We start from the raw sequence: 24,215 nt of genomic DNA, 5'->3' as shown, positions 1-24,215 counted from the left end.
AAGTGGATGAAAGGGGAATTCAAATGGTAGCAACAGTAGTAAATGTACAGGTGAAAAACGAAGAGAAAATCGAGACTGCGCCAAAGAAAGTAGTATTTGATACGAAAAACTTAAATTTATGGTATGGGGAAGACCATGCTTTAAAAGATATTAATTTAAGTATTCATGAGAATGAAGTTACAGCAATTATCGGTCCAAGTGGCTGTGGTAAATCAACGTACTTAAAAACGTTAAATCGCATGGTAGAGTTAGTACCGATCGTTCGAACTACAGGTGTAATTGAATATAGAGAACGCAATATATTTGATAAATCATATCCAGTTGAAGAATTAAGAACGCACGTAGGAATGGTGTTCCAAAAGCCAAATCCATTTCCAAAATCTATTTATGAGAATGTAGCATACGGTCCAAAAATCCATGGTATTCGTGATAAAAAGACATTAGATGAAATTGTTGAGAAAAGTTTACGCGGAGCAGCGATTTGGGATGAGTTAAAAGATCGTTTGCACGATAATGCATACGGTTTATCTGGTGGACAGCAACAGCGTCTATGCATCGCACGTTGCTTAGCTATTGAGCCAGACGTTATTTTAATGGATGAGCCAACATCGGCACTAGATCCAATTTCAACATTAAAAGTAGAAGAATTAATTCAAGAGTTAAAGAAAGACTTTAGTATTGTTATCGTAACGCATAATATGCAACAAGCAGCGCGTATTTCAGACAAAACCGCTTTCTTCTTAAGCGGGGAAGTTGTGGAGTATACAGATACAAACAAATTATTTACGACGCCTTCAGATAAGCGTACAGAAGATTATATTACAGGTCGCTTTGGTTGATATCGTTGCAAAGCTAAGAGAAAATGCCCTCTTAACAGAGGGCATTTCTTATTTTTATCTCACTTTAATAGGGAAGTAATACCTTCTCTTTATCTTAAGGTTGATTACAAGCGTAAGAGGTTATGTAGGAGGTTTATCCCGCTATTTGCGGGCAGTAAGACCCCACCTCAAAATTCAGCAAAAGCAAAGAAGTTAGGTGGGCGGGCGGCCTGTAAAAGCCCGATTGATGAGGGGTGATTAAAGTTTCACTTTGTATATAATGGCACATAATATTGAGGGGGAAGAAAAAATGGTAAGAGAACAGTTTCAAGGTGATTTAAAAGTGTTACAGCAAAAGGTGATTGAGCTTGGCGAATTAGCAAATGCGGCTTTATTGATTGCTATGGAAGGTCTGCATACAAGGGATGTAGAGAAAGCGTTAGAGGTCATTGATGGTGATTACCGTATGGATAATTTAGAAGAGGAAATAAACGATCTTGCGCTTATGCTCATTACGAAGCAGCAACCTGTAGCAAGTGACTTAAGAAGGATCTTTATTTCAATTAAAACAGCGACAGATTTAGAGCGTATTGCAGATCATGCTGTTAATATTGCAAAGGCTACAATTCGTCTTGGGGAAAAAGAAGTGGCTGTTAGTTTGCACAACCTGGATGAAATGTTTGCGGTTGCAAATAAGATGTTGCATTTAGCGTTAGAAGCATATGAACAAGAAAATTTAACTTTCGCGAAACAAATTGCTGAAATGGATGATTCCGTTGATGAAATATATGGAAAAGCAATTCGTGAGTTTATATCTTCAGTTCCGGAACAACCAGAAGCAATTACGCAAATTACACAATTATCATTTGTGGCGAGATATATTGAGCGTGTAGCAGACCATATTACAAATATTGCTGAAAATGTATTTTATTTAGTAAAAGGAAAGCATTATTTATTGAATGAGTAGGAATGAAAGTAGGTGATGAGAAATCACCTGCTTTTTTTAGTCAAAACATGACAAAAAAAGCTCGTTGTTTCCTTTAGTTTATGATGATAAGATGTATCATAATGTAATGGGAAAATTAGTATATATGTTGTTTGTTAATAAGTATTATTTATCAATTAATAGTAAGCGCTTTCTTGTCGTTTTAAACGTACGTTTTTATAGGTGGGAAATTTAATTATAGGGTCTTTTAAATGAGGATTCGTTTAACTAATCAAGTTTATGCTGCTAGTTCATGTGGGATAGAGAATATACATATGGTATATGGAGCTACTGAACATTATATAAGTGGAGGCTGAAGTATATGAAGGGGGTTATTTTAGCTGGAGGAAAAGGAAGACGCCTTAGACCATTAACATGTAATACTCCAAAGCCGATGTTACCATTATTAGAAAAACCAGTTTTAGAATACAATATTGAGTTATTACGCCAGCATGGTATTCGTGAAATTGCAATTACTGTTCAATATATGAGTAAGACGATTAAGCGATATTTTGGTGATGGTAGTAAATGGGGAGTTAACTTGTATTATTTTGAAGACTCTCCTCCGCTTGGTACAGCAGGGAGTATTAAACAAGCAGAACAATTTTTAGATGAAACATTTGTTGTAATAAGCGGGGATGCATTAACTGACTTTCAATTATCAGAAGGAATTAGGTTTCATGAACAAAAGAAAAGAATGGTAACAATGTTTGTGAAAGAAGTAGAAAATCCACTCTCATTTGGATTGGTTGTAATGAATAAAGACCAGGAGGTTACACGATATATAGAAAAGCCGGGCTGGAATGAGGTAGTATCTAATGTTGTGAATACAGGCATATATATTATGGAGCCAGAAATCTTTTCTTACATACCGCCTAGACAATTTTTTGATTTCAGTCATGATGTGTTTCCGTTATTGGCAAACAAAAATGTGTTATTCGCATATTTGTCAGAAGGTTATTGGTTAGATATCGGCACATTTAATCAATATCGACAAGCACAATTTGATTTGTTAACGAAAAAGTTACAAGTACCTATTCCTTATACGGAAGTATTACCGATGGTATGGATGGGAGAAGGGGTGACGATTGGGAAAGGGACAAAAATTCATGGCCCCTCTTTCATTGGAGAAGGAGCAAAGATTGGTACAGGAGCTGTAATTGAGCCATATTCTATTATTGGAAAAAATAGTATCGTTTCAAATTATTCTCATCTTCAAAAAAGTATTGTTTTTGCAAATGCTCATATTGGAAAGTATTGTGAACTATTAGAAACGACAATAGGAGAGCGTACAATAGTTGAAGATGACGTTACACTGTTTCAAAAAAGCATTGTAGCGGATCACTGTCATATCGGGAGAAGTACGATAATTAAGCAAAAAGGAAAACTATGGCCTTATAAGGCGATTGATAGTCATTCGATAGTAGGAGCGGCTGGTATTCAAGAGAGTGAAATGAGTGCAGGGTGGTTACAAAAAAGCCGCATTGTAGGAAGAGGGAATGTTGAAATTACTCCCCAGTTTATAGTGAAGATTGCGATGGCGTATGGCTCTCTTTTTACAAAAGGAGAAAGTATATTAATTGGAAGTCAAGAAAATATAGAAACAACCTCTTATAAAAATTTATTTTTACATGCTATTCATGGTATAGGGATTCATACGATGGAATGCAAAGAAATGAACGAGTCACTTTTTCAATATAGTGTTCATCATTTGCAATGTGCAGGTGGGGTTTTCATTCAAGTGGAGAATGAGAATGAGATTGTTATAAAGTTGTATGGTCAAGCTGGCATGCCGTTAACGTATAAGCAGCAAAAAGAGATAGAACAAGTATATATGTCCGAATTATTTTATTACGTGCAGGAGAAAGAGATGGGGCGAAATAAGCTGGTTCATGTTTCTATGAATGAGTATATAGAAGTTATATTGGGGCATATTGATATCGAGAAAATACAGATGCAGAAGTTTCATCTTCTTATTAATAAGAGAAATGATACGTTGCAACATTTACTTATGCTCTTTCTACAAAGACTTGGTTGTACAGTTACATGGATTTATGCAAGCGAACAAAAAGATCATGTGAAAGCTTTGATGAAATCAAGTAAAGCGAATATGGCTCTTATGTTTTCTGAGCAAGGAAATCATTTCGAGTTATACGATAAACATAGTAATATTTACCAGGGTACAGATTTGGAAGAGGTAGCTATTCCAGATTTCTTACTCGAATCTACAGGAAATATTTACCCAATGTCTTTGAAATTAGGAGAATGTTATCTTCTGTTTTATACGCAGGATGAAAGGAAGTCGTTTCAAGTAAGGTGGAAGCGAGATATTTTATATCGAATTGGAAAATTATTTGAGCTAATAGCATTGCAAGGAAAAACGTTTCTCAGCATAGTAGAGCAATCACCTCCGCTCTATTTACTTTATGATGAAGTGGTATGTTCATGGAATGAAAAAGGGAAAATTATGAGGAAATTATTGGATGATATTGAAAGGAAGGGAGAAGGTATATTTGAAGGAGTACAGTTCAAATATACTGAAAAAGAGTGGTCTTATATCGTTTCTGACACAAAACAACCAAAATTTTTAGTGTATTCACATGCTAGAAACCCAGTAATAGCAAGGGAAAACATGAAAAATCTTATAGAAAAAATTAGACAATATCAAAAGGTGTAGAATTTTTATTTTAAAAGTGGTATTATAGTATAGTCTGATTTAAGTTATTAGTACTGGAGGGAAATAAGAATGCGTGTGAATATTACTCTAGCATGTACAGAATGCGGAGATCGTAACTATATCTCAAAGAAAAATAAACGTAACAACGCTGAGCGTATCGAGCTTAAAAAGTATTGCAAGCGTGACAAGAAGTCTACGTTACACCGTGAAACAAAGTAAGCAGTAGGAATATTTTCCTACTGTTTCTTTTTTTATTCGATTCCTATGTTAAAAGTGATACACTATCATCATAGAGTAAAGTGTCACTGTAAGGAGGAGAATGTGTGAAAGAAGAGAAAGTGCGTTTGCGTAAACAAATAATAGAACACATGAATTCTTTATCAGAAGAACAATATACAACTTTATCAGAACAGATTGCATTTTCGTTGTATGCGCAAAAAGAGTGGGTTGAAGCTAAAACAATTGGAATTACTCTCTCAATGGAAAATGAAGTGAATACATATCCTATTATCGAAAAAGCTTGGGAAGAAGGAAAGAAAGTTGTAGTTCCTAAGTGTAATAAAGGAACAAGAACGATGTCCTTCCGGAAAATTAGTGATTTTGATCAATTAGAAACGGTGTATATGAATTTACGTGAACCGATTCCGGGACTTACGGAAGAAGTGAGTGCGGATGACATTGATCTTCAAATTGTGCCAGGCGTAGCTTATACAGAGCGAGGAGAACGGATTGGATACGGCGGGGGCTATTATGATCGTTATCTCGTGCATTATAAAGGGAAAACGCTATCATTAGCATATGATTTTCAAATGGTAAAACACATTCCGGTAGAGCCATTTGATAAAAATATAGAAAAAATTATTACAGAAAAAGGAACAATGCTTATAAATGAGCTTGTATAGACAAATAAAAATTGACGAGACTTTTTCTTCTTGATTATAATAAAATATGTGAACGTTTTCTTATTATAATTTTTATAGTAAGTGAGCATAGAGGGTGATGAAATGGTATCTATTTATGATATTCAGCAATTGCTAAAGAAATTTGGTACGATTATTTATACGGGAGATCGAATTGCAGATTTACAATTAATGCAAGATGAATTGCGTGAATTAAATCAATCACAGCTAATCGATCCACAAGACTATCAAACAGCTTTATTTTTATTGAAGCAAGAAATTCAAAAAGAGCTAAATAAGAATTAGATAAAGGTAGGTAAGCAACATGGAAGAGAAATGGTTAGTTGGTGTTGACCTTGGTGGTACAACGATTAAATTAGCATTTATTAATGTATACGGCGAAATTTTACATAAGTGGGAAATCCCTACAAATACAGGTGAGCAAGGAAAACATATTACACTTGATGTTGCGAAAGCAATTGATAAAAAGCTAGAAGAATTAGGCGAATTGAAGAGCAAGTTAATTGGTATTGGTATGGGAGCTCCTGGCCCTGTACATGTGGCATCTGGAATGATTTATGAAGCGGTTAATTTAGGGTGGAAAAACTATCCGCTAAAAGATTTATTAGAAGTAGAAACAGGATTACCTGTTGTTATTGATAATGATGCAAACTTAGCAGCGCTTGGTGAAATGTGGAAAGGTGCTGGTGAAGGTGCAAAAGATTTAATCTGCATGACACTTGGTACGGGCGTTGGTGGTGGTGTAATCGCCAATGGTGAGATTGTACACGGCGTGAGTGGTGCTGCTGGTGAGATTGGACATATTACAGTAGTTACAGAAAATGCTTTCCCATGTAATTGCGGGAAGTCTGGTTGCTTAGAAACAGTAGCATCTGCGACAGGTATTGTACGTGTTGCTATGCAAAAAATACAAGAGACTAATAAAGAAAGCATGTTGCGTTCTATGTTAGCTGAAGAAGGACGTATTACATCAAAAGATGTCTTTGAAGCACTTGGACAAGGTGATGAATTAGCAGGCGAAGTAGTAGAAAAAGTAGCTTCTTATTTAGGGTTAGCTGTAGCGAACCTATCTAGTACGTTGAACCCAGAGAAAATTGTTATTGGTGGAGGCGTGTCTAAAGCTGGAGATGCGCTATTAGAACCAATTCAACGCTATTTCGAGCAATACGCTTTCTCACGTGCTGTAAAGAGCACGAAGTTAGCTATTGCAACACTTGGTAATGATGCAGGTGTTATCGGAGGAGCTTGGCTTGTAAAAAAGCACAAATACGAAGCGAAGATGATATAAGTTTTGAAATATGAAAAGAGGAAGGGGGAACCCTTCCTCTTTTTGTGTGAAATCTCGATGAAGAATAAAGTGTAAACGAATTAAGCTGCTGGTGGATACCCGTTATATAGAACAGTCATGATCGTAAACCATCCGAAAACGAGTACAGTTGCAATTGCAAAGCCGCTCGCGAAAAAGTTTTTTTCACGAAGTGTTCTAAGCGTAGCAAATACAGCTAACAGAGTGACAAGTGTAAAAATAATAACAAGGCCCATGCAATATCCTCCTCTGTCTACCCATTTCTTATTATGAGTTTTTGGAATATTTACTCTTTTATATTGTACATGTTTTAAAAATGATTGTCGAGATAGCATCCTTTCTTTTCCTAAGAGAAAGAAATGTTGTATCATTAAAAGTAAGTTTAATAACTGGAGGAGATTTTCATATGAAATGGATACAAATGCCGTTAGGCCCATTACAAACAAATGCTTATATTTTAATGAACGATCAAAAAGAGTGCATTATCTTTGACCCTGGGCACGAAGGTGAAAAGCTCGTTACATATTTACAAGAAGAACAATTAAAACCATTGGCTGTTTTATTAACGCATGCTCACTTTGATCATATCGGTGCTGTTGATGCGGTAAGAGACGCTTTTCATATTCCTGTATACGTACATAAAGAAGAAGCAGATTGGTTAGGAGATGCAACTGTAAACGGCTCTCAAATTTTTATGATGAACCGCAGTATTACAGCAAAACCAGCGGATCATATTATTGATGCAGAAGGTACATTAACAATTGGATCATTTAATTTTGAAATTTTTGAGACGCCAGGACATTCTCCAGGAAGTATTTCTTATTATAGTAAAGAGGCAAATGCTGTATTCTCAGGAGATGCATTGTTCCAAATGAGCATTGGAAGAACAGATTTGCCTGGTGGAAGTTTTGCTGAATTAATTGGAAGTATTGAAGAGAAATTATTTGTATTACCAGATGAGACAGCGGTGTTATGTGGACATGGTCCAGAAACAAGCATTGGTTTTGAAAAAGAAAATAATCCGTTTTTACAATAAGGAGTCATTATGGGAATGGAGCTCATTTTAAGAGAATGGATGGGGAAAGAAAAGGATTATTCAATTTCATATAGTACGTATATGAACCTTGTATTGTATACAGAAGGTCATGGATATTATATGAAAGAACGTGAAAAGATTGGAAGACAAGGGGATTTTTTTACAAGTAGCAATGTATCCTCTGTTTTTGCAAAAACTTTTGCTAAACTTTTTATTCGTCTTGTTGAAAATGGTGAAGTTGCTTCGAATATTTGTGAGGTTGGTGGGGGAACTGGAAAGTTTGCCTATGATGTTTTACAAGAATGGAAGCAATTATCTCCAAAAACCTTTATTGATTTAAACTATTCAATGATTGAAGTGAGCCCTTTTCATAGGAAATTACAGCAGGAGCAACTTGGCTCATTTTCTAATGTATCGTACTATACCTCCTATAGTGAAATGGGAGATTCTTTCGAGGGAATTCTCTTTTCGAATGAGTTGTTTGATGCATTTCCTGTTGAAATAATTGAGAAAAGAAATGGTATGTTGTATGAAGTACGTATTACATATACAGAGGAAGGAAACCTTTCAGAAGTATGTAGGCCGTTAGATAAAAGAATTGGTCGATATTTATTGAAATATAATATTCATATTGCTGAAGGGCAACGTTTTGAAGTACCAATTGTGATGGAGGAGTATATAAAAGAAATCGCGAAATGGTTTCAAAAAGGTATATGTATTACAGTTGATTACGGATACACAAAAGAAGAATGGATGCATCCCGCACATCGTGAAGGAAGTTTGCGAGGTTATTATCAGCATAAGCTAATACGTAACCCACTAGCGCATCCAGGTGAAATGGATCTTACTACTCATATTCATTGGGACGAGCTAAAGGAGATGTTTAGTATGCAAGGAATGAGTGCAGTATGGCATAAGAAACAATCTGAGTTCTTGTTAGCTGCAGGGATATTAGAACAGCTTACGAGCCATCAAGATATGAATCCTTTTTCTGAAACGCAAAAACAAAATCGAGCAGTTCGTTCTATGATTTTGAATGGAGGAGTAGGGAGTGCGTTTGATGTTGTTATACATACAAAAGATATGCAACATTTACATTTGGAGCGGTATGTAACAATATAAAAAACAAGACACAGTATATACTGTGTCTTGTTTTTTAATACGACTTATGTAGTATTATATATTTCCTCTCATGATATATATTTATATTAAAGATATGAGATAAAAAATATAGAATACGTTCTTTTTCTTCGATTATTAGTCCCTAACCTAATAATACGCGAACGAGTTGAATTATTGTTTCGTTCTCTACTTTGTAATAAATTTCTAATCCTTTTCTTTCACTAGAAACGATTTTAGCGCTTTTTAATTTTGCTAAATGCTGTGAAATTGTAGATTGTGGCATGTTTAAGCCAGTGTACATTGTAGAAACGTTGCTTGGACCGCGCTCAATTAATCCTTTTACGATACATAAACGAACAGGATGAGCCAGCACTTTTAATAATTCTGCATTACTTTCATATAGTTCTAATTCTTTTTGAAAGGTTTCTAACATGTTCTTTTCCACCTCCGTGTGAGCTATTATACCATACTATACATACCAAAAATTTAAAGAAAAGAAAATAGTTGTTGCAGAAAAAAAGTCCTAAAGTAAAGAAATTGTAAGAAAAGAGACCATGATGTAAATAAAATAGGTAAATTAGCACGTTTTTGTAAAATGACATTTTTGGGTGAAAATTTCGATGCGTTTTAAAAATTGAAAGATATAGATATATTTGTAACACAATTTTATCATGATTTTCTTATTCTTTCAAATGAATATACGAAATTTTTAAAATAATATGACAAAGGAATTATAATGATATATATAGAATATAAAACAGGTTAAAAGAAAAGAAGCTGAATGTAATTCGCTTCTTTATGGTGATAATGAAATATTTGATTACGGCTGATAAATCTTAGGATAATCAAGTCATTAGTCATTTATTCTAAAATTCATCTTTTAGCAACGTTAAAAATCTGTGATTCCATATGTTCTCGTAAAAATTAATTGTCTCTTTTGCGGACATAAAAGGATTATTCAACGTAGAGGTTGTTTTCTGTACCATAAAGTTTTCGTATCCCAGTCCGTGGGCAAACTTAATCGTAGCATCCATACAGTACTCTGTTTGGGCACCGCAAAATTCAATGCGATTTACAGATAATTGATCTAAAATTTCTTTTAAGTTTGTTTTATAAAATGAATTTGCATGTGTTTTTCTTACAAAAAAATCTTGTTCTTGAACATCAAGATCGGTATGAATAGCCCAAAGTTCTTTCTCGGGTACTAAATCATCATCACAATGTTGAACAAAAAGGATTGGTTTATTTAATTTTCTGTATGAAGAAATTCTTTTATTTACTTTTGTTAGTAAGTTCTGTAAATCAAATAAATGCTCTCCGCCATAACATACGCCATTTTGTAAATCGATAACGATTAAAATATCTGCACAAGTATCCATTATTTTTACCCCTTTTTTATTTCTTAATATATCAATTAATCCATTATTTAGAAATAGATGATATACTTTTATTTTTTATGGACTATAAGAAAAATTTCAAATGACTATAACTAAATCGCATAAAAAGAAGATATGAAAACCTATTCTCATATCTTCTTTTTTCTCTATGCATTTACAGGTTCTTCTACATAAGAAAGGGCATTTTCAAAATCGGATATTAAATCGTTAACATTTTCAAGACCGACTGATAACCGAAGTAATGAATTAGAGATTCCTCTTTCATCACGAGCTTCTTGCGACAGTGCTGCATGTGACATTTTTGCTGGATAAGAAAGAATTGACTCTACAGCTCCTAAACTAACTGCAAAAACAGGTAATTTTACTTTTGATAAAAATTGGCGGAGTGCATCTTCTGACTGCAAAGTAAATGATAAGACTGCTCCAGCTGATGTTGCTTGAGATTGTTGAATATCAAATCCGAGATGTGTTTGTAATCCCGGATAATAGACATTTTGTACTTTAGCGTGCTCTTGTAAATAATGTGCAATTTTATTGGCATTTTTAGCTGAATGCTCGAGGCGTACATGTAATGTTTTTAGACCGCGAAGTACGAGAGAACAATCTTGAGGTCCTAAAATAGCGCCGAATGCATTTTGTAAAAATCCAAGCTTTTGAGCGAGTTCTGCATCTTTTACTACTGCTAATCCGGCAGTAACATCACTATGCCCAGCAATAAATTTTGTGGCACTATGAAGAACAACATCAGCTCCAAGTTCAAGTGGTTTTTGGAATAGTGGTGTCAAAAATGTATTATCAACAAAAGTAAGAGCCCCAATAGATTTTGCAAGTTTAGAAACCTCGCGAATATCTGTCACCTTTAAAAGTGGATTAGAAGGTGTTTCTACATAAAAGAGCTTTGTATTTGGTTTAATGCTTTGTTTTATTTCTTCTAAATTGGTCATATCAACAAATGTATGTGAAACACCGTAACGGGAGAGTACCTCAGTTATCACTCGGTAAGTGCCTCCGTATACATCTTCTGAAATGAGTACGTGATCACCTTGTGAAAGAAGGAGGAATGCAGTGGAAATCGCTGCAATGCCTGATGCAAAGGCGAATCCCTTTGTTCCACCTTCTAATAAAGCAATGATATCTTCAAGAGCTTCACGAGTTGGATTTCCTGACCTGCTATAGTCATATTTTCCGAACGTATCTACATCAAACTGGTGAAAAGTTGATGTGTTATAGATAGGAACGTTCACAGCTCCTGTTTGCGAGTCATGTTTATATTGGTTGTGTAGTAAGAGTGTATCTATAGAATAACTCATATTCTTACACCTTCTTTTACAAGTTTAATGGCTTGCTTTAAGTCTTGAATTAAATCGTTACTATTTTCAATGCCAACGGAGAATCGAAGAAGACGATTACATACACCGTTTGCTGTTCTAATTTCTTCAGGAATATCAGCATGTGTTTGCGTTGCTGGATAAGTCATTAAACTTTCTACACCACCAAGACTTTCGGCAAATGTAATTAAGGATAAAGATTGTAAGAATGGATTAATCCAAGCTTCATCTTTAAGGCGAAATGAAATCATGCCGCCTCTTCCAGGATAAAATACATCTGTCACCCCGTCTTCATCATTTAAATATGCAACAACTGCTTTCGCATTTTCTTCATGCTGTCTCATGCGAAGCGCTAACGTTTTCATACCGCGAATTAATAACCATGAGTCAAATGGGCTTAAAACTGCACCTGATGCATTATGATAATGAGCGATTTCTTCACAAAGTTCCTTTCCTTTTGCAATGACAAGTCCGCTTAGTACATCGTTATGTCCCCCTAAATATTTCGTTGCGCTGTGAAGTACAATGTCAGCACCTTCTGTTAATGGTTGCTGTATATAAGGTGTGTAGAATGTGTTGTCTACAATAAGAAGTAGTCCGTGCCTTTTCGCTACAGTTGCGACAGCAGCAATATCAGTAACTTGCATTAATGGATTAGTTGGAGTTTCTATGAAAATAGCCTTCGTTTCAGTTGTGATAGCTTGCTCAATTTGTTTAATAGACTGTGTATTTACGTATCTACATCGAACATTCCACTTTTTTTCATGTTCAGAAAATAATCGATACGTTCCACCGTATAAATCTTCAGATACAATAAGTTCGTCTCCAGAGCGGAATAGAGAAAGGACGAGGAGAACAGCCGCCATCCCTGAACTACAGGCATAACCTTGTTCGCCATATTCTAAGTCTGCGATTGCCTGTTCTAAAAGACCTCGAGTTGGATTGCCAGTTCGTGAATAGTCAAAGCCAGTAGATTTACCAATTCCTTCATGACGATAAGCGGTTGAGAAATAAACTGGTGGATTAACCGTTCCAGTTGTAGTTTCACTGCGATTGCCGATTTGTGCTAGTTTTGTTTCGATTGTTGACATGTGAAAATTCCTCCTTTTAAATTGAAACATTAAGTGAATATAAAATAAAAAAAGCCTTCTAAGAAGAAGGCTTTCGGTTTGAATAGAGTCTTCTTCTCATCTGTCAAATCTTTCACAATTTGCTGGAATTAGCACCTTATTAACAAAATGTTAATGGTTGCTGAGGCGTCACAGGGCCAGTCCCTCTACCTCTCTAGATAAGAATGTTCGTATGAAATTTTTATTATGTTTTTAACTTTACAACAAAAGATAATTGAATTGCAACTTTATTTTAAATAATTTTTATTTTTCCGCAAGTGTCATTGACTTTTACTTTTGTGCATGCTAAATTTATTAAAAAATTAACAAACATTGTTAAAAGGGGAACGCATTTCCTTTTAGCTACATAAATAAAATAATAAAGACAACTCTTATTGAGAGCGGTGGAGGGAAAGGCCCTGTGAAACCCGGCAACCTTCAAACGAAATGTTTGAAACGGTGCTAATACCTGCAAAACGAATGTTTTGCATAATAAGAGGAGGAACGATTATGTCCCCCTCTTCAAAGTGAAGAGGGGGTTTTTATATTGATAGAAATGAGGGAGATTCGTGAAATTACTAGATTTATTATCAAAAGGAATTGTAATAGGTGATGGTGCGGTTGGGACGTTATTGCATTCACATGGCTTGCAAAGTAGCTTTGAAGAATTGAATGTATCTGATCCAGACTTAATTATATCGATTCATAAACAATATGTAGCTGCTGGAGCAGATGTAATTCAAACGAATACGTATGGAGCAAATGAGGCGAAATTACGTATGTACGGCTTAGAAAATCAAGTTACAGAAATTAATAGAGCGGCAGTAAAACTGGCGAAAGCATCTGTTACAGATAAAAATGCAATTTTAGGAACAATTGGTGGTATGAAACATATCGGAGCCGTTACAACGACTGATATGGAAAGGGAGTTTATGCTACTTGAACAGGCAGGGGCTTTACTAGAAGAACAGGTTGATGGATTACTATTAGAAACTTTTTACGATGAATTTGAATTACTTCATGCTGTTAAAGTATTGCGTAAGCAAACGAACATTCCAATTGTTGCTCAATTAGCGTTACATGAAGCAGGTACGACTCAAAATGGAAATGATGTTAATGAAATATTAAAGCAACTTATAGATTACGGTGCAAATGTTGTTGGATTAAATTGTCAACTAGGGCCGCTTCATATGACGGAGGCTTTCAAAATGATATCGATTCCGCAAAATGGCTATTTATCAGCATACCCAAATGCAGGTCTCCCGAATTATGTGGAGGGACGTTACGTATATGAGGGAAGCCCAGCTTATTTTGAGGCGATGACGCCGAGATTTATTGAGCAAGGTATTCGGTTATTAGGTGGTTGTTGTGGTACGACTCCAGAACATATTCAAAGTATGAAGCACGCTGTTGCGAATGTTACACCTGTAATAGAAAAAGACACCATTCAAAGGCCGAAAGTTGTTCATACGCATGAGAAACGTTCGAAGGCTCACGTCACTCTAGCAGAGAAAGCGAAAAAACAAACGACAGTTGTAGTGGAATTAGATCCACCGAAAACGTTAGATACACAGCGGTTTTTTGAAGGAGCAAGAGCTTTAAAAAGAGCGGGAGCAGATGCTATTACTCTAGCAGATAATTCATTAGCATCGCCTCGTATTTCTAATATGGCAATGGGTGCGTTATTAACGAAGCATGATATCCCGGTATTGACACATTTAACGTGTAGGGATCATAACGTCATTGGACTACAATCTCATTTGTTAGGTTTATCGGCGTTAGGGATGGAAGAAGTGTTAGCTTTAACTGGTGATCCAGCGCGCGTTGGTGATTTTCCTGGTGCAACTTCTGTATACGATGTGTCCTCTATTGAGCTCATTAAAATGATTAAAGAAATGAACGATGGACGTTCAATTTTAGGGAAATCAATTGGACCGGCGACAAGGTTTTCTGTAGGCGGCGCATTTAATCCTCACGTGAGGCACTTAAAAGCAGCGGTTAAGCGAATGGAACGAAAAATAGATGCTGGAGCGGAATATTTTTTAACTCAGCCAATTTACGATATCGCGTTAATTGAAGAAGTGTATGAAGCGACAAAGCATTTGGAACAACCTATTTTTATTGGAATTATGCCGTTAGTAAGTAAGCGGAATGCAGATTTTCTTCATTTTGAGGTACCGGGTATTACTCTTCCAGAAGAAATAAGAGAGAGAATGGATGGACACGAAACGAAAGAGGCGGCAATTGAGGAAGGGATTCGCATTTCGCAAGAATTGATCGACGCAGCGATGAAATATTTTAATGGTATTTATCTTATTACACCATTTTTAAAATATGAAATTACAGAACATCTTGTTAAATATGTAAGAGAAAAGCAAGAAGTGAAAGAAGGTATTAATTGATGAAGTGTATAGAAGAAAAATTACAAAATAGCATTTTAATATTAGATGGTGCAATGGGAACAATGATTCAGCAAGAGGATTTAACTGCTGAAGATTTCGGAGGAGAAGAGTACGAGGGCTGTAATGAATATTTAGTAGAAACAAGACCAGACGTTATTTTAAAGATTCATAAAGCTTATATTGAAGCTGGAGCGGATATTATTGAAACAAATACATTTGGGGCAACGAATATTGTACTAAGTGATTATGAGCTGTCTCATTTAGATGAAGAACTAAATGAAAAGGCAGCACTTTTGGCGAAGCAAGCTGTTAAAGAAAGCGGTAAGGAAGTATATGTTGCGGGAGCGATGGGACCAACAACGAAAGCAATTAGTGTTACTGGTGGTGTGACTTTTGAAGAATTGATTGAGGCTTATACAAGGCAGGCACGAGGATTATTAAAAGGAGAAGTTGATGTATTACTCGTTGAGACGAGTCAAGATATGCGTAACGTGAAAGCAGCTTATATTGGAATTCAAGCTGCTTTTGAAGAACTGAAAAAAACGGTTCCTATTATGATTTCAGGAACGATTGAGCCAATGGGAACGACTCTGGCTGGGCAAACAATTGAAGCTTTTTATTTATCAGTAGAACATATGAAACCATTATCTGTTGGGTTAAATTGTGCGACTGGTCCGGAGTTTATGAGGGACCATATTCGTTCACTATCTGATTTATCGGAGTGTTACATTTCTTGTTATCCAAATGCAGGTCTTCCTGATGAAGATGGACATTACCATGAGTCTCCATCTTCTCTCGCTGAAAAGGTGAAGCGATTTGCTGAAGAAGGATGGGTTAATATTATCGGTGGTTGTTGTGGCACGACACCAGAACATATAAAAGCAATGAAAGAAGCACTAGCATCTCTTAAGCCTCGTGACCATCATGAGAGAGAAGGACATGGAATTAGTGGATTAGAGGCACTGCAATATGATGAGTCTATGAGACCGTTATTTGTAGGTGAAAGAACGAATGTTATTGGATCACGTAAATTTAAACGATTAGTAGCAGAAGGGAAATTTGAAGAGGCTGCTGAAGTGGCAAGAGCGCAAGTGAAGAAAAATGCTCATATTATTGATATTTGTATGGCAGATCCTGATCGTGATGAAATAGAAGATATGGAGAAATTTTTGACAGAAGTTACGAAAGTGTTAAAAGTACCGATTATGATTGATTCAACGGATGAAAATGTTATGGCAAGAGCACTTACTTATATTCAAGGAAAAGCTGTTATCAACTCTATTAATTTAGAAGATGGAGAAGAGCGTTTTGAAAAGGTAACACCGCTTCTTCGTAAGTATGGTGCTGCAATTGTAGTTGGTACAATCGATGAAGATGGTATGGCAGTAAGTGCTGAAAGAAAATTAGAAATTGCAAAAAGAAGTTACGAATTATTAACGACGAAATATGGGATACGCCCGTCAGATATTATTTTTGATGCACTTGTGTTTCCAGTAGGGACAGGTGATGAAGAATATATTGGTTCAGCGGCAGCGACTATAGAGGGCATTCGCCTTATTAAAGAAGCGTTACCAGAGTGTTTAACGATTTTAGGTGTAAGTAACATATCATTTGGTTTACCACCGGCTGGACGTGAAGTATTGAATTCCGTCTTTTTATATCATGCTACGAAGGCTGGATTAGATTACGCGATTGTTAATACGGAAAAATTAGAACGCTATGCGTCGATTCCAGAGGAAGAAAAACACCTTGCAGATGCATTACTGTTTGAAACGACGAAAGAGACGTTAGAAGAATTTACAAACTTTTACCGAGTCGCTAAAAAGAAAGATGTCGTTGTGCAAGAAACGTTAACGCTAGATGAACGACTAGCAAATTATATTGTAGAAGGTACGAAACAAGGATTACACGAGGATTTAAGTCTTGCACTTGAAGAAGGAAGAAAACCTCTTGATATTATTAACGGTCCGCTTATGACAGGGATGGATGAGGTAGGACGACTATTTAATAATAATGAACTTATTGTTGCTGAAGTATTGCAAAGTGCCGAAAGTATGAAAGCTGCTGTAAGTTATTTAGAGCCACATATGGAATCTAGCGATAGTGCAAAAAAAGGGAAAGTATTATTAGCAACTGTAAAAGGTGATGTGCATGATATTGGGAAAAATCTCGTTGAAATTATTTTAGCGAATAACGGATATGAGATTATTAATTTAGGAATTAATGTACGTTCGGATCGAATTGTTCAAGAAGTACAAGAAAAGAAGCCGGACATTATAGGCCTTTCAGGTTTATTAGTAAAATCAGCGCAACAAATGGTAACGACTGCTGAAGATTTAAAAGCAGCAAATATTGATGTGCCCATTGTTGTAGGTGGTGCAGCGTTAACGAGAAAGTTTACAGATAATCGAATTTCACCATCATATAAAGGGCTCGTTTGTTATGCGAGTGATGCGATGACGGGGCTCGATATTATTAATAAGCTTCAAAAAGAAGAAGAGCGTGAGAAGATGAAACAGGATAAAAAAGAACGTCATCTTCATATCGTAAAAAAAGAGGAGAAGAAAGTAGAAATTCCAACAGTAATTGAGCCATTACCGAAGGCTGAGGTTATGGTGCCTGATTCAACAAAACGAATTGTATTACGTGATATTCCGGCTCTTCATCTCGCTCCATTTTTAAATAGACAAATGCTACTTGGGCATCACCTTGGATTAAAAGGAAATGTGAAGAAGCTTTTGAAAGAGGGAGATAAGAGAGCACATGAATTAAATGATTTAATAGATGAATTATTGCAGGAAGGACAATCTTGGTTAAAGCCGAAAGCAGTGTATCAATTTTTCCCAGCGCAAAGCGACGGACAAAACATTGTAATATATGATCCAGAAAATCATACGCGTGTTATAGAGCGTTTCACATTCCCTAGACAAGGAAAGGCTCCCTATCGTACTTTAGGCGATTATTTGCGCCCAATTGGAGATGAGATGGACTATGTTGCTTTCTTATCTGTTACGGTTGGGGAAGGAGTTCGGGACATTGCTGAAGAGTGGAAGGAGAAAGGTGATTACTTACGTAGTCATGCCATTCAATCGTTAGCGCTTGAATTAGCAGAAGGACTTGCTGAAAAAACACATATGCTCATTCGTGACCGCTGGGGCATTCCAGACTCACCTGAACTGACGATGGAAGAACGTTTCCGTACGAAATATAGAGGAATACGCGTGTCATTTGGTTATCCGGCGTGTCCAGAACTTGCAGATCAAGAAAAGCTATTTCGCTTAATTCATCCAGAGGAAATAGGTATTTCATTAACAGAAGGATTCATGATGGAGCCAGAAGCGTCCGTAACGGCTATGGTATTTTCTCACCCTGAGGCAAGATATTTTAGTGTATTATAGTCTAGAAGGGGGAGACGTATGAAGAAAATAGTCTTTACAGGTGGCGGTTCGGCAGGACATGTAACACCTAATTTAGCCATTATCCCATATTTACAAGAAGACAACTGGGATATCTCTTACATTGGTTCTCATCAAGGTATTGAGAAAACGATTATAGAAAAGGAAGGCATTCCCTACTATAGTATTTCGAGTGGAAAGCTACGTCGTTATTTTGATTTGAAAAATATAAAAGATCCTTTTCTTGTAATGAAGGGTGTTATGGATGCGTATGTAAGGATTCGAAAACTAAAACCAGATGTGATTTTTTCAAAAGGCGGTTTCGTATCTGTACCAGTCGTAATTGGAGGATGGCTAAATAGAGTACCAGTTTTATTACATGAATCTGATATGACGCCAGGACTAGCAAATAAAATTGCGCTTCGTTTTGCTTCGAAAATATTTGTTACATTTGAAGAAGCAGCGAAACATTTACCGAAAGAAAAAGTAATATATACGGGATCTCCTGTACGTGAAGAAGTGCTGAAGGGAAATAGAGAAACAGGTTTAGCATTTTTAGGTTTTTCACGTAAAAAGCCAGTTATTACGATTATGGGAGGTAGCTTGGGCGCGAAAAAAATTAATGATACGGCTCGAGAAGCATTACCAGAACTTCTTGAAAAGTATCAAATTGTTCACCTTTGCGGAAAAGGTAACCTTGATGAAAGTTTACAAAATAAAGAAGGATATAGACAATTTGAATATGTACATGGAGAACTGCCAGATATATTAGCGGTAACAGATTTTGTTATTTCACGCGCGGGCTCCAACGCAATTTTTGAATTTTTAACATTACAAAAGCCGATGGTTTTAATTCCATTATCGAAATTTGCAAGCCGTGGAGATCAAATATTAAATGCAGAGTCCTTTGAAAGGCAAGGGTATGCCTCCGTATTATATGAAGAAGATGTAACTGTAAAATCTCTTATAAAGTATGTCGAAGAATTGAATCAAAATAATGAGAAGTATAAAACAGCACTAAAAAAATATAATGGAAAAGAAGCAATTAAAACAATCATTCAAAATATTTCAGAGGCATGATGAAATAATCATGCCTCTTTTAGTAGGGTGAAAGATTCCAAGAATTGATATTTTTATGTTACAATAAAGTGAAACTTTAATCAGTTGGGGGCATCCTCCATCTAACTTCTTTGCTTTCACTGGAATTTGAGGAGGGGGTTTTACTGCCCTCAAATAGCGGGATAACAAATGGGTTAATAGGGAAATTCCAATTAATGAAGCGTGAAAATACGAATGGATTAGGAGTGACTGTGTTGGAGCTAAGTCTCTATGAAAATACTGCACTTATTATATGCTTTGTGTTGTACGTTGGTAGTGTTATTGTTTATATTTCAAGGAAATTTTCGCAAGAAAGAGAGCTTGAAAAATCAGAGATAACAGCTGAACTAGAAATGTTAGCTGATGAAAGTTATAAAAAACAAAAAATAAAAGAAGACCATGAAGCATCCCATCATTTAAACGCAAATAAGTTTTAAAGATGGGGATTTTTTTTGAAGTTGTTATTTATTATAGCTATAACAAATAACGCTAAAAAGGAGTTTCCCGATACATAATGAAGGAGTGTATATAAATGAATTTTTATATCGCCTCAGGTTTCCAAAATAAACATCTTGTATGTTCCGTAGCAAATGAACTGAAACATGCAGGATGGCACCATACATATGATTGGACCAAAAACGAAAGAGCAGTGAATCAAGAACAATTAAGAGAAATTGGTCAGGCAGAAAAAAATGCTGTAAAAGAAGCGGATGTGTTTTTACTTATATTAGATGGCGGAAACGGGAGCCATACAGAGTTTGGAATGGCGATTGCACTAGAGAAAACGATATATGTATATCATGCAGGAAACCCGCTCCAAACAACGTTCTATCACTTGCCAGAAATAAATATTTTTGAAGGAGATGTAGCTGAGTTTGCATCTTATGTTATGAATCATGTGAAATAATAGTAACTACCTAAAAGGTTATAAAAGTGATCTTTTGGGTACAGTGATGATAAGAAACGTATATAAAGGAGTACATAATATGAAATTAGAAAATGGATGGGAAACGAGCTTTTTAGAAGTCGTACAAAATAGTGAATTTAAGAAAGAGGCACTTCTTAGTCAATTGCTTTGTCAGGATAGTGAAGAAGTAGAAGAGCTTGTGGATGATTACGGCTACGAAGAACTTGTTGAACGTGAACATGATGATGAGTTAGCTGAAATCTTAGGAGAAGAACTTTTTAGTGAGATGGAACGCCAAGTATTCTTATCTTCAAACCCAGAAGAAAAACTTATTGCATTCGTCAATGGATTAGGTTTTCATGTGTTAGATTGGATCGTTCTTCTTGAAACAGAATTTGGCATTGATAGTGCAAACTTTACATCAGATGCTGTAAAGGTGTTAGAAAAGCGTTTCAGACAGTTTCCGTACATAGAGGACAATACAATTTTTGATATGACATTTGGAGAATCGATGGATGTATTAGAATCTGTTACAGGATTACAACTAAAGGAAAAGATGAACATATAATGAAAAAAGAACGTGATTCAATCACGTTCTTTTTTTACATAATAATAATTTTATCATCTAGTTTTGTCTGCCCGGTAAGAAGTGCGTTTAAATATTCCACTTTTCTTATACAAGCTTGTATATGTCTTTCAACCTCTTGTAACTCTGCTTGGTGATGTGTTTCAATTGGATGAATTTGTACGTTGAATTTTTCAAATTGACTACTATATGTTATTTCTGCATAGCCGCTCATAATATCGGTTTCGTTATGAAATAAAAATTGCCTCGTTTTGTCACAGAATGATACATCCTGAAAGCCATATACTTTTAATGCTTCAATTACTTTTTTAATCATTTTTGTATTCATTTTTTTAACCCTCTTTACGAAGTTCTACTTTTATATTATAACATAAAAAATTACATAGAAAGCGCTTCCAAGTGTATTTTATTATAAACTTTACGTTTCAATCACAAAAATGAAACAAAGAAAAAATAATTGTAAAGAAGGAAGGACTCTTTTATTGTTTCGTCATATATATAGAGAAATAGTGCAATGAAAGGAAATTTTCCGAGGTGGAGATCGTATTTCCAATTTGAGCGCAGTAAAAGAGGTGAGAATCTTGAACTTTGATATTGTAGGACAAAAAGCATATATAAAAGATGGACCGCATCGGAACCGAATTGGAATTGTAAAGAAAAACGAGACAAAATTAGCATCGCAGTTTGCTATTGTAATTGGAGAACAAATTATTGATGTAGAGCTAAAGGATATCGTGTTAGTTGGAGTAGACGTAGGACAATTTCATAAATGGTGCGAACAAAATGGTTATTTGTGAAAAGGACGGGCTGTGAGATAATGAAATATATTTGAGGAAAGAGAATATATTATTGTATTCTCTTTTTCTATGTTTAAGGAGGCGAAAATGAAATATAAAGAACAGGAGTTTACGTTGGAGTTAAAAGAGAACATTCAATGTATGGAGAAGGAAATAGAGCGAATGTCACTTAAATTTTATAAAGAGTATTCGCATTTATACATAGAAAAAAACATGGAATTAGATATGGGATTTGCAAGAGAAAAAGAGAATCCCTTTGAGGTGGGTTATTATTCAACAGTTGCTATAGCTATATTAGATGAAGAAAAAGAGATGATTAAATTTCACAATATTCCAATTTGGGAATGTGAAAGAATCTTTTTAGGAATGCCAATTCAATCAAACATTTTGGGTAGTAAGAAAGTAGGAGAACTCGCTGATGAATCTTGTTATGAGATTGAGGAAGAGTTAAAAGAGCAATTAGAAGAATACTTGGAGTGATAATTCTCAAGATAAGATCTATAAAGAGGGAACGGAATAAAAAAGACGCTAACAATTGTATGTTAGCGTCTTTTTTTCATTATGAAGCAATTTCACCAGTTTTTGTATCATCTTGATTGTACGTATCTTGATCTAATTCACCAAGCCATTTACTTGAAATAAGACCTGCTGTCATAGAACCACTTACGTTAAGAGCTGTACGACCCATATCGATTAATGGCTCAACCGAGATAACTAGAGCAACAATACCGATTGGTAAGTTCATTGTAGATAGTACGATTAAAGCTGCGAATGTTGCACCGCCACCAACTCCGGCAACACCGAATGAGCTAATAGCAACAACAGCGATTAAAGTTAAAATAAATTGTGGTTGTAATGGATCAATTCCTACAGTTGGAGCGACCATCATTGCAAGCATTGCTGGATAAATACCTGCGCAACCGTTTTGTCCGATAGATACCCCAAATGAAGCTGCGAAGTTTGCAATTCCTTCGGAGATACCAAGCTTTTCTTTTTGAGCTTCAATATTTAATGGCATCGCACCAGCACTAGAGCGAGATGTGAATGCAAAAGTTAGTACAGGGAACACTTTTTTCAAATATTGAATGGGATTTAAACCAGACAATGCAATTAATAATAAGTGAATGATAAACATTACGATAAGTGCTACATAAGAGGCTAACACGAAGTTACCAAGCTTTAAAATAGCATTTATATCGCTACCAGCAACTGTTTTTGCCATAAGAGCTAATACGCCGTATGGAGTAAGGCGTAAAATTAATGTTACCATACGCATTACGATTGCATATACAGCATCAAGCATTTTCTTAAATAGCTCTGCTTGTTCTGGATATTTTCGTTTTACACCTATAAAGGCAATGCCGATAAAGGCTGCAAATATTACGACAGAGATTGTTGATGTTGGACGAGCGCCTGTTAAATCAAGAAACGGATTTGTAGGCAATAGCTCTAATAATTTATCTGGAATTGTTGTCTTTTCAATAGAAGTAAATCTTTCTTCAACTAGTTTCAGACGAGCAGATTCTGCATCACCTTGTTGCAAGCCTGTTGCAGATACATCAAATCCTGCACTTGCAGCGATACCGACAGCTGCAGCGATTCCTGTAGTAAGAATTAAAATTCCGATAATAAGACCACTAATTTTACCAAGGTTTTTCGTTAACTGTAATTTTGTAAATGCTGAAATAATAGATACTAAAATAAGTGGCATAACGATCATTTGAAGTAATTTCACATAACCGTTACCAATTAAGCCAAACCAAGTATTTGATTCAATAATTACTTTAGAAGTTGGCTCATAAATGAATTGTAATATAAGACCGAATAAAATTCCGACTCCTAAAGCGGTAAATACACGTTTATTAAAAGATACATGCTTACGTTGCATATAATATAATACGCCAACTAAGATGAGCATGACTGCAACGTTAATTCCGACAAGCAGTGTATTCATGTTGATTCCCCCTAATTCCAATCTGTTATATAGAATATAAGGTAATAAAACCTATAAGTCAACTAGGAAATTCCGGGATTAAAAAAAAGATGGCAAAATGCCATCTTTTAATGTCCAGCCCCAGGGACAAGTAAAAATGTCGTGTAGTATGTAAATCCTATGAAGAAAACAGTTAAATATGCCCCGAATACGTATATATACATACGCTCTGTTAATTTTAAATAGCTTAAAAGTACGAAGAAACCTGTTTGTCCTAAAAATAGTAGTGCAGCCTGTTGCATATCTCCTACGTAAAACATAACCGAGAAAATTCCAGTCCAAAAGCCGAGAACGCGAAACATGCGATCCATGCTATTTCCCTCCTTTTCTAGAAAAAGT

At 35.6% G+C, this 24,215-nt stretch carries 25 protein-coding genes and 2 riboswitches; of the genes, 17 read left to right on the top strand and 8 right to left on the bottom strand.

The window, feature by feature from the left end:
- Window positions 1-23: 23 nt before the first annotated feature.
- The 7 genes from pstB (at window position 24) to glcK (ending at window position 6,688) form a co-directional block, all read left to right on the top strand.
- A complete protein-coding gene (gene pstB / locus DN400_RS14240) occupies window positions 24-839 on the top strand; it encodes a phosphate ABC transporter ATP-binding protein (RefSeq protein WP_000226681.1) in 816 nt (271 codons plus the stop codon).
- Between the two features lie 289 nt (window positions 840-1,128).
- Window positions 1,129-1,785, top strand: coding sequence for a phosphate signaling complex protein PhoU (phoU, locus tag DN400_RS14235; RefSeq protein WP_000251246.1), 657 nt, complete (start codon window positions 1,129-1,131; stop codon window positions 1,783-1,785).
- Window positions 1,786-2,125: 340 nt separating this feature from the next.
- Window positions 2,126-4,480 (top strand): sugar phosphate nucleotidyltransferase, encoded by a 2,355-nt coding sequence (locus DN400_RS14225; protein WP_147801721.1) that lies wholly within the window; start codon window positions 2,126-2,128, stop codon window positions 4,478-4,480.
- Between the two features lie 69 nt (window positions 4,481-4,549).
- Window positions 4,550-4,699 (top strand): 50S ribosomal protein L33, encoded by a 150-nt coding sequence (rpmG, locus tag DN400_RS14220; RefSeq protein WP_001265616.1) that lies wholly within the window; start codon window positions 4,550-4,552, stop codon window positions 4,697-4,699.
- A gap of 104 nt (window positions 4,700-4,803) precedes the next feature.
- The gene (locus DN400_RS14215; protein WP_000656861.1) at window positions 4,804-5,382 is read left to right on the top strand and encodes a 5-formyltetrahydrofolate cyclo-ligase; all 579 of its coding nucleotides are present in this window, start codon (window positions 4,804-4,806) and stop codon (window positions 5,380-5,382) included.
- Between the two features lie 102 nt (window positions 5,383-5,484).
- Entirely contained in the window at window positions 5,485-5,685 is a 201-nt protein-coding gene (locus DN400_RS14210; protein ID WP_000253699.1) for a YqgQ family protein, read from the top strand.
- A gap of 19 nt (window positions 5,686-5,704) precedes the next feature.
- The gene (glcK, locus tag DN400_RS14205) at window positions 5,705-6,688 is read left to right on the top strand and encodes a glucokinase (protein ID WP_000391701.1); all 984 of its coding nucleotides are present in this window, start codon (window positions 5,705-5,707) and stop codon (window positions 6,686-6,688) included.
- 80 nt (window positions 6,689-6,768) lie between these two features.
- Here glcK and DN400_RS14200 read toward each other — a convergent pair whose 3' ends face one another.
- Window positions 6,769-6,942, bottom strand: coding sequence for a DUF2759 domain-containing protein (locus tag DN400_RS14200; protein ID WP_000524852.1), 174 nt, complete (start codon window positions 6,940-6,942; stop codon window positions 6,769-6,771).
- Window positions 6,943-7,112: 170 nt separating this feature from the next.
- On the opposite strand from DN400_RS14200, the gene DN400_RS14195 reads away from it, so the two are divergent.
- Together DN400_RS14195 and DN400_RS14190 are read left to right on the top strand one after the other, a co-directional pair.
- Entirely contained in the window at window positions 7,113-7,742 is a 630-nt protein-coding gene (locus DN400_RS14195) for an MBL fold metallo-hydrolase (protein WP_147801720.1), read from the top strand.
- 9 nt (window positions 7,743-7,751) lie between these two features.
- Window positions 7,752-8,864, top strand: a complete 1,113-nt coding sequence (locus DN400_RS14190; protein ID WP_065229363.1) for a class I SAM-dependent methyltransferase — start codon at window positions 7,752-7,754, stop codon at window positions 8,862-8,864.
- 142 nt (window positions 8,865-9,006) lie between these two features.
- Here the strand turns inward: DN400_RS14190 and DN400_RS14185 are convergent, their stop codons facing one another.
- From DN400_RS14185 to metI, 4 genes are all read right to left on the bottom strand, one after another.
- Entirely contained in the window at window positions 9,007-9,297 is a 291-nt protein-coding gene (locus tag DN400_RS14185) for an ArsR/SmtB family transcription factor (protein ID WP_000894377.1), read from the bottom strand.
- Between the two features lie 433 nt (window positions 9,298-9,730).
- Entirely contained in the window at window positions 9,731-10,243 is a 513-nt protein-coding gene (locus DN400_RS14180) for a cysteine hydrolase family protein (RefSeq protein WP_065229362.1), read from the bottom strand.
- Window positions 10,244-10,407: 164 nt separating this feature from the next.
- Window positions 10,408-11,571, bottom strand: a complete 1,164-nt coding sequence (metC, locus tag DN400_RS14175) for a cystathionine beta-lyase (protein ID WP_023523020.1) — start codon at window positions 11,569-11,571, stop codon at window positions 10,408-10,410.
- Window positions 11,568-12,680: a cystathionine gamma-synthase/O-acetylhomoserine thiolyase gene (metI, locus tag DN400_RS14170; protein WP_000103887.1), complete on the bottom strand. Its 1,113-nt coding sequence runs from the start codon at window positions 12,678-12,680 to the stop codon at window positions 11,568-11,570. The genes metC and metI overlap by 4 nt, the downstream gene beginning before the upstream one ends.
- Before the next feature lie 93 nt (window positions 12,681-12,773).
- Window positions 12,774-12,884: riboswitch (SAM riboswitch) on the bottom strand.
- 203 nt (window positions 12,885-13,087) lie between these two features.
- Window positions 13,088-13,197, top strand: a riboswitch (SAM riboswitch).
- A 70-nt stretch (window positions 13,198-13,267) separates the two neighbouring features.
- Between metI and DN400_RS14165 the strand changes: the two genes are divergently transcribed.
- From DN400_RS14165 to DN400_RS14135, 6 genes are all read left to right on the top strand, one after another.
- The gene (locus DN400_RS14165; protein WP_065229361.1) at window positions 13,268-15,100 is read left to right on the top strand and encodes a bifunctional homocysteine S-methyltransferase/methylenetetrahydrofolate reductase; all 1,833 of its coding nucleotides are present in this window, start codon (window positions 13,268-13,270) and stop codon (window positions 15,098-15,100) included.
- The gene (metH, locus tag DN400_RS14160) at window positions 15,100-18,498 is read left to right on the top strand and encodes a methionine synthase (protein ID WP_065229360.1); all 3,399 of its coding nucleotides are present in this window, start codon (window positions 15,100-15,102) and stop codon (window positions 18,496-18,498) included. Before DN400_RS14165 ends, metH begins: the two co-directional genes overlap by 1 nt.
- An 18-nt stretch (window positions 18,499-18,516) precedes the next feature.
- Window positions 18,517-19,575, top strand: a complete 1,059-nt coding sequence (murG, locus tag DN400_RS14155) for an undecaprenyldiphospho-muramoylpentapeptide beta-N-acetylglucosaminyltransferase (protein WP_065229359.1) — start codon at window positions 18,517-18,519, stop codon at window positions 19,573-19,575.
- Window positions 19,576-19,769: 194 nt separating this feature from the next.
- Window positions 19,770-20,030: a DUF3966 domain-containing protein gene (locus DN400_RS14145; protein ID WP_000817964.1), complete on the top strand. Its 261-nt coding sequence runs from the start codon at window positions 19,770-19,772 to the stop codon at window positions 20,028-20,030.
- A gap of 95 nt (window positions 20,031-20,125) precedes the next feature.
- Window positions 20,126-20,500, top strand: coding sequence for a nucleoside 2-deoxyribosyltransferase (locus DN400_RS14140; protein ID WP_001012331.1), 375 nt, complete (start codon window positions 20,126-20,128; stop codon window positions 20,498-20,500).
- A gap of 79 nt (window positions 20,501-20,579) precedes the next feature.
- The gene (locus DN400_RS14135; protein WP_000764263.1) at window positions 20,580-21,068 is read left to right on the top strand and encodes a hypothetical protein; all 489 of its coding nucleotides are present in this window, start codon (window positions 20,580-20,582) and stop codon (window positions 21,066-21,068) included.
- Between the two features lie 34 nt (window positions 21,069-21,102).
- Here the strand turns inward: DN400_RS14135 and DN400_RS14130 are convergent, their stop codons facing one another.
- Window positions 21,103-21,414 (bottom strand): hypothetical protein, encoded by a 312-nt coding sequence (locus DN400_RS14130; protein WP_001093240.1) that lies wholly within the window; start codon window positions 21,412-21,414, stop codon window positions 21,103-21,105.
- Between the two features lie 253 nt (window positions 21,415-21,667).
- Between DN400_RS14130 and DN400_RS14125 the strand changes: the two genes are divergently transcribed.
- Window positions 21,668-21,883 (top strand): DUF3912 family protein, encoded by a 216-nt coding sequence (locus tag DN400_RS14125; protein WP_001008326.1) that lies wholly within the window; start codon window positions 21,668-21,670, stop codon window positions 21,881-21,883.
- A gap of 87 nt (window positions 21,884-21,970) precedes the next feature.
- Window positions 21,971-22,363 carry a hypothetical protein gene (locus tag DN400_RS14120; protein ID WP_065229358.1) on the top strand — a complete coding sequence of 131 codons (393 nt, stop codon included), beginning with the start codon at window positions 21,971-21,973 and terminating at the stop codon, window positions 22,361-22,363.
- Between the two features lie 79 nt (window positions 22,364-22,442).
- Here DN400_RS14120 and DN400_RS14115 read toward each other — a convergent pair whose 3' ends face one another.
- Complete coding sequence (locus tag DN400_RS14115) at window positions 22,443-23,837, bottom strand: L-cystine transporter (RefSeq protein WP_001094344.1); 1,395 nt, start codon at window positions 23,835-23,837, stop codon at window positions 22,443-22,445.
- Between the two features lie 107 nt (window positions 23,838-23,944).
- On the bottom strand, window positions 23,945-24,187 hold the full coding sequence (locus tag DN400_RS14110) for a DUF2626 domain-containing protein (RefSeq protein ID WP_000375619.1): 243 nt from the start codon (window positions 24,185-24,187) through the stop codon (window positions 23,945-23,947).
- Between the last annotated feature and the right edge of the window lie 28 nt (window positions 24,188-24,215).

This window comes from Bacillus sp. AR8-1, assembly GCF_008042345.1.
In the GTDB taxonomy this organism is placed as follows: domain Bacteria; phylum Bacillota; class Bacilli; order Bacillales; family Bacillaceae_G; genus Bacillus_A; species Bacillus_A cereus.
The sequence above is the reverse complement of the archived record's forward strand: the minus strand, read 5'-3'. Positions and strand labels throughout refer to the sequence as shown.

Bases quoted from the DNA above. Each gene is read 5' to 3' on its own strand.
- pstB (WP_000226681.1), top strand. From the start codon at position 24: ATGGTAGCAACAGTAGTAAATGTACAGGTGAAAAACGAAGAGAAAATC.
- phoU (WP_000251246.1), top strand. From the start codon at position 1,129: ATGGTAAGAGAACAGTTTCAAGGTGATTTAAAAGTGTTACAGCAAAAG.
- DN400_RS14225 (WP_147801721.1), top strand. From the start codon at position 2,126: ATGAAGGGGGTTATTTTAGCTGGAGGAAAAGGAAGACGCCTTAGACCA.
- rpmG (WP_001265616.1), top strand. From the start codon at position 4,550: ATGCGTGTGAATATTACTCTAGCATGTACAGAATGCGGAGATCGTAAC.
- DN400_RS14210 (WP_000253699.1), top strand. From the start codon at position 5,485: ATGGTATCTATTTATGATATTCAGCAATTGCTAAAGAAATTTGGTACG.
- glcK (WP_000391701.1), top strand. From the start codon at position 5,705: ATGGAAGAGAAATGGTTAGTTGGTGTTGACCTTGGTGGTACAACGATT.
- DN400_RS14200 (WP_000524852.1), bottom strand. From the start codon at position 6,942: ATGGGCCTTGTTATTATTTTTACACTTGTCACTCTGTTAGCTGTATTT.
- DN400_RS14195 (WP_147801720.1), top strand. From the start codon at position 7,113: ATGAAATGGATACAAATGCCGTTAGGCCCATTACAAACAAATGCTTAT.
- DN400_RS14190 (WP_065229363.1), top strand. From the start codon at position 7,752: ATGGGAATGGAGCTCATTTTAAGAGAATGGATGGGGAAAGAAAAGGAT.
- DN400_RS14185 (WP_000894377.1), bottom strand. From the start codon at position 9,297: ATGTTAGAAACCTTTCAAAAAGAATTAGAACTATATGAAAGTAATGCA.
- DN400_RS14180 (WP_065229362.1), bottom strand. From the start codon at position 10,243: ATGGATACTTGTGCAGATATTTTAATCGTTATCGATTTACAAAATGGC.
- metC (WP_023523020.1), bottom strand. From the start codon at position 11,571: ATGAGTTATTCTATAGATACACTCTTACTACACAACCAATATAAACAT.
- metI (WP_000103887.1), bottom strand. From the start codon at position 12,680: ATGTCAACAATCGAAACAAAACTAGCACAAATCGGCAATCGCAGTGAA.
- metH (WP_065229360.1), top strand. From the start codon at position 15,100: ATGAAGTGTATAGAAGAAAAATTACAAAATAGCATTTTAATATTAGAT.
- murG (WP_065229359.1), top strand. From the start codon at position 18,517: ATGAAGAAAATAGTCTTTACAGGTGGCGGTTCGGCAGGACATGTAACA.
- DN400_RS14145 (WP_000817964.1), top strand. From the start codon at position 19,770: ATGAAGCGTGAAAATACGAATGGATTAGGAGTGACTGTGTTGGAGCTA.
- DN400_RS14140 (WP_001012331.1), top strand. From the start codon at position 20,126: ATGAATTTTTATATCGCCTCAGGTTTCCAAAATAAACATCTTGTATGT.
- DN400_RS14135 (WP_000764263.1), top strand. From the start codon at position 20,580: ATGAAATTAGAAAATGGATGGGAAACGAGCTTTTTAGAAGTCGTACAA.
- DN400_RS14130 (WP_001093240.1), bottom strand. From the start codon at position 21,414: ATGAATACAAAAATGATTAAAAAAGTAATTGAAGCATTAAAAGTATAT.
- DN400_RS14120 (WP_065229358.1), top strand. From the start codon at position 21,971: ATGAAATATAAAGAACAGGAGTTTACGTTGGAGTTAAAAGAGAACATT.
- DN400_RS14115 (WP_001094344.1), bottom strand. From the start codon at position 23,837: ATGAATACACTGCTTGTCGGAATTAACGTTGCAGTCATGCTCATCTTA.
- DN400_RS14110 (WP_000375619.1), bottom strand. From the start codon at position 24,187: ATGGATCGCATGTTTCGCGTTCTCGGCTTTTGGACTGGAATTTTCTCG.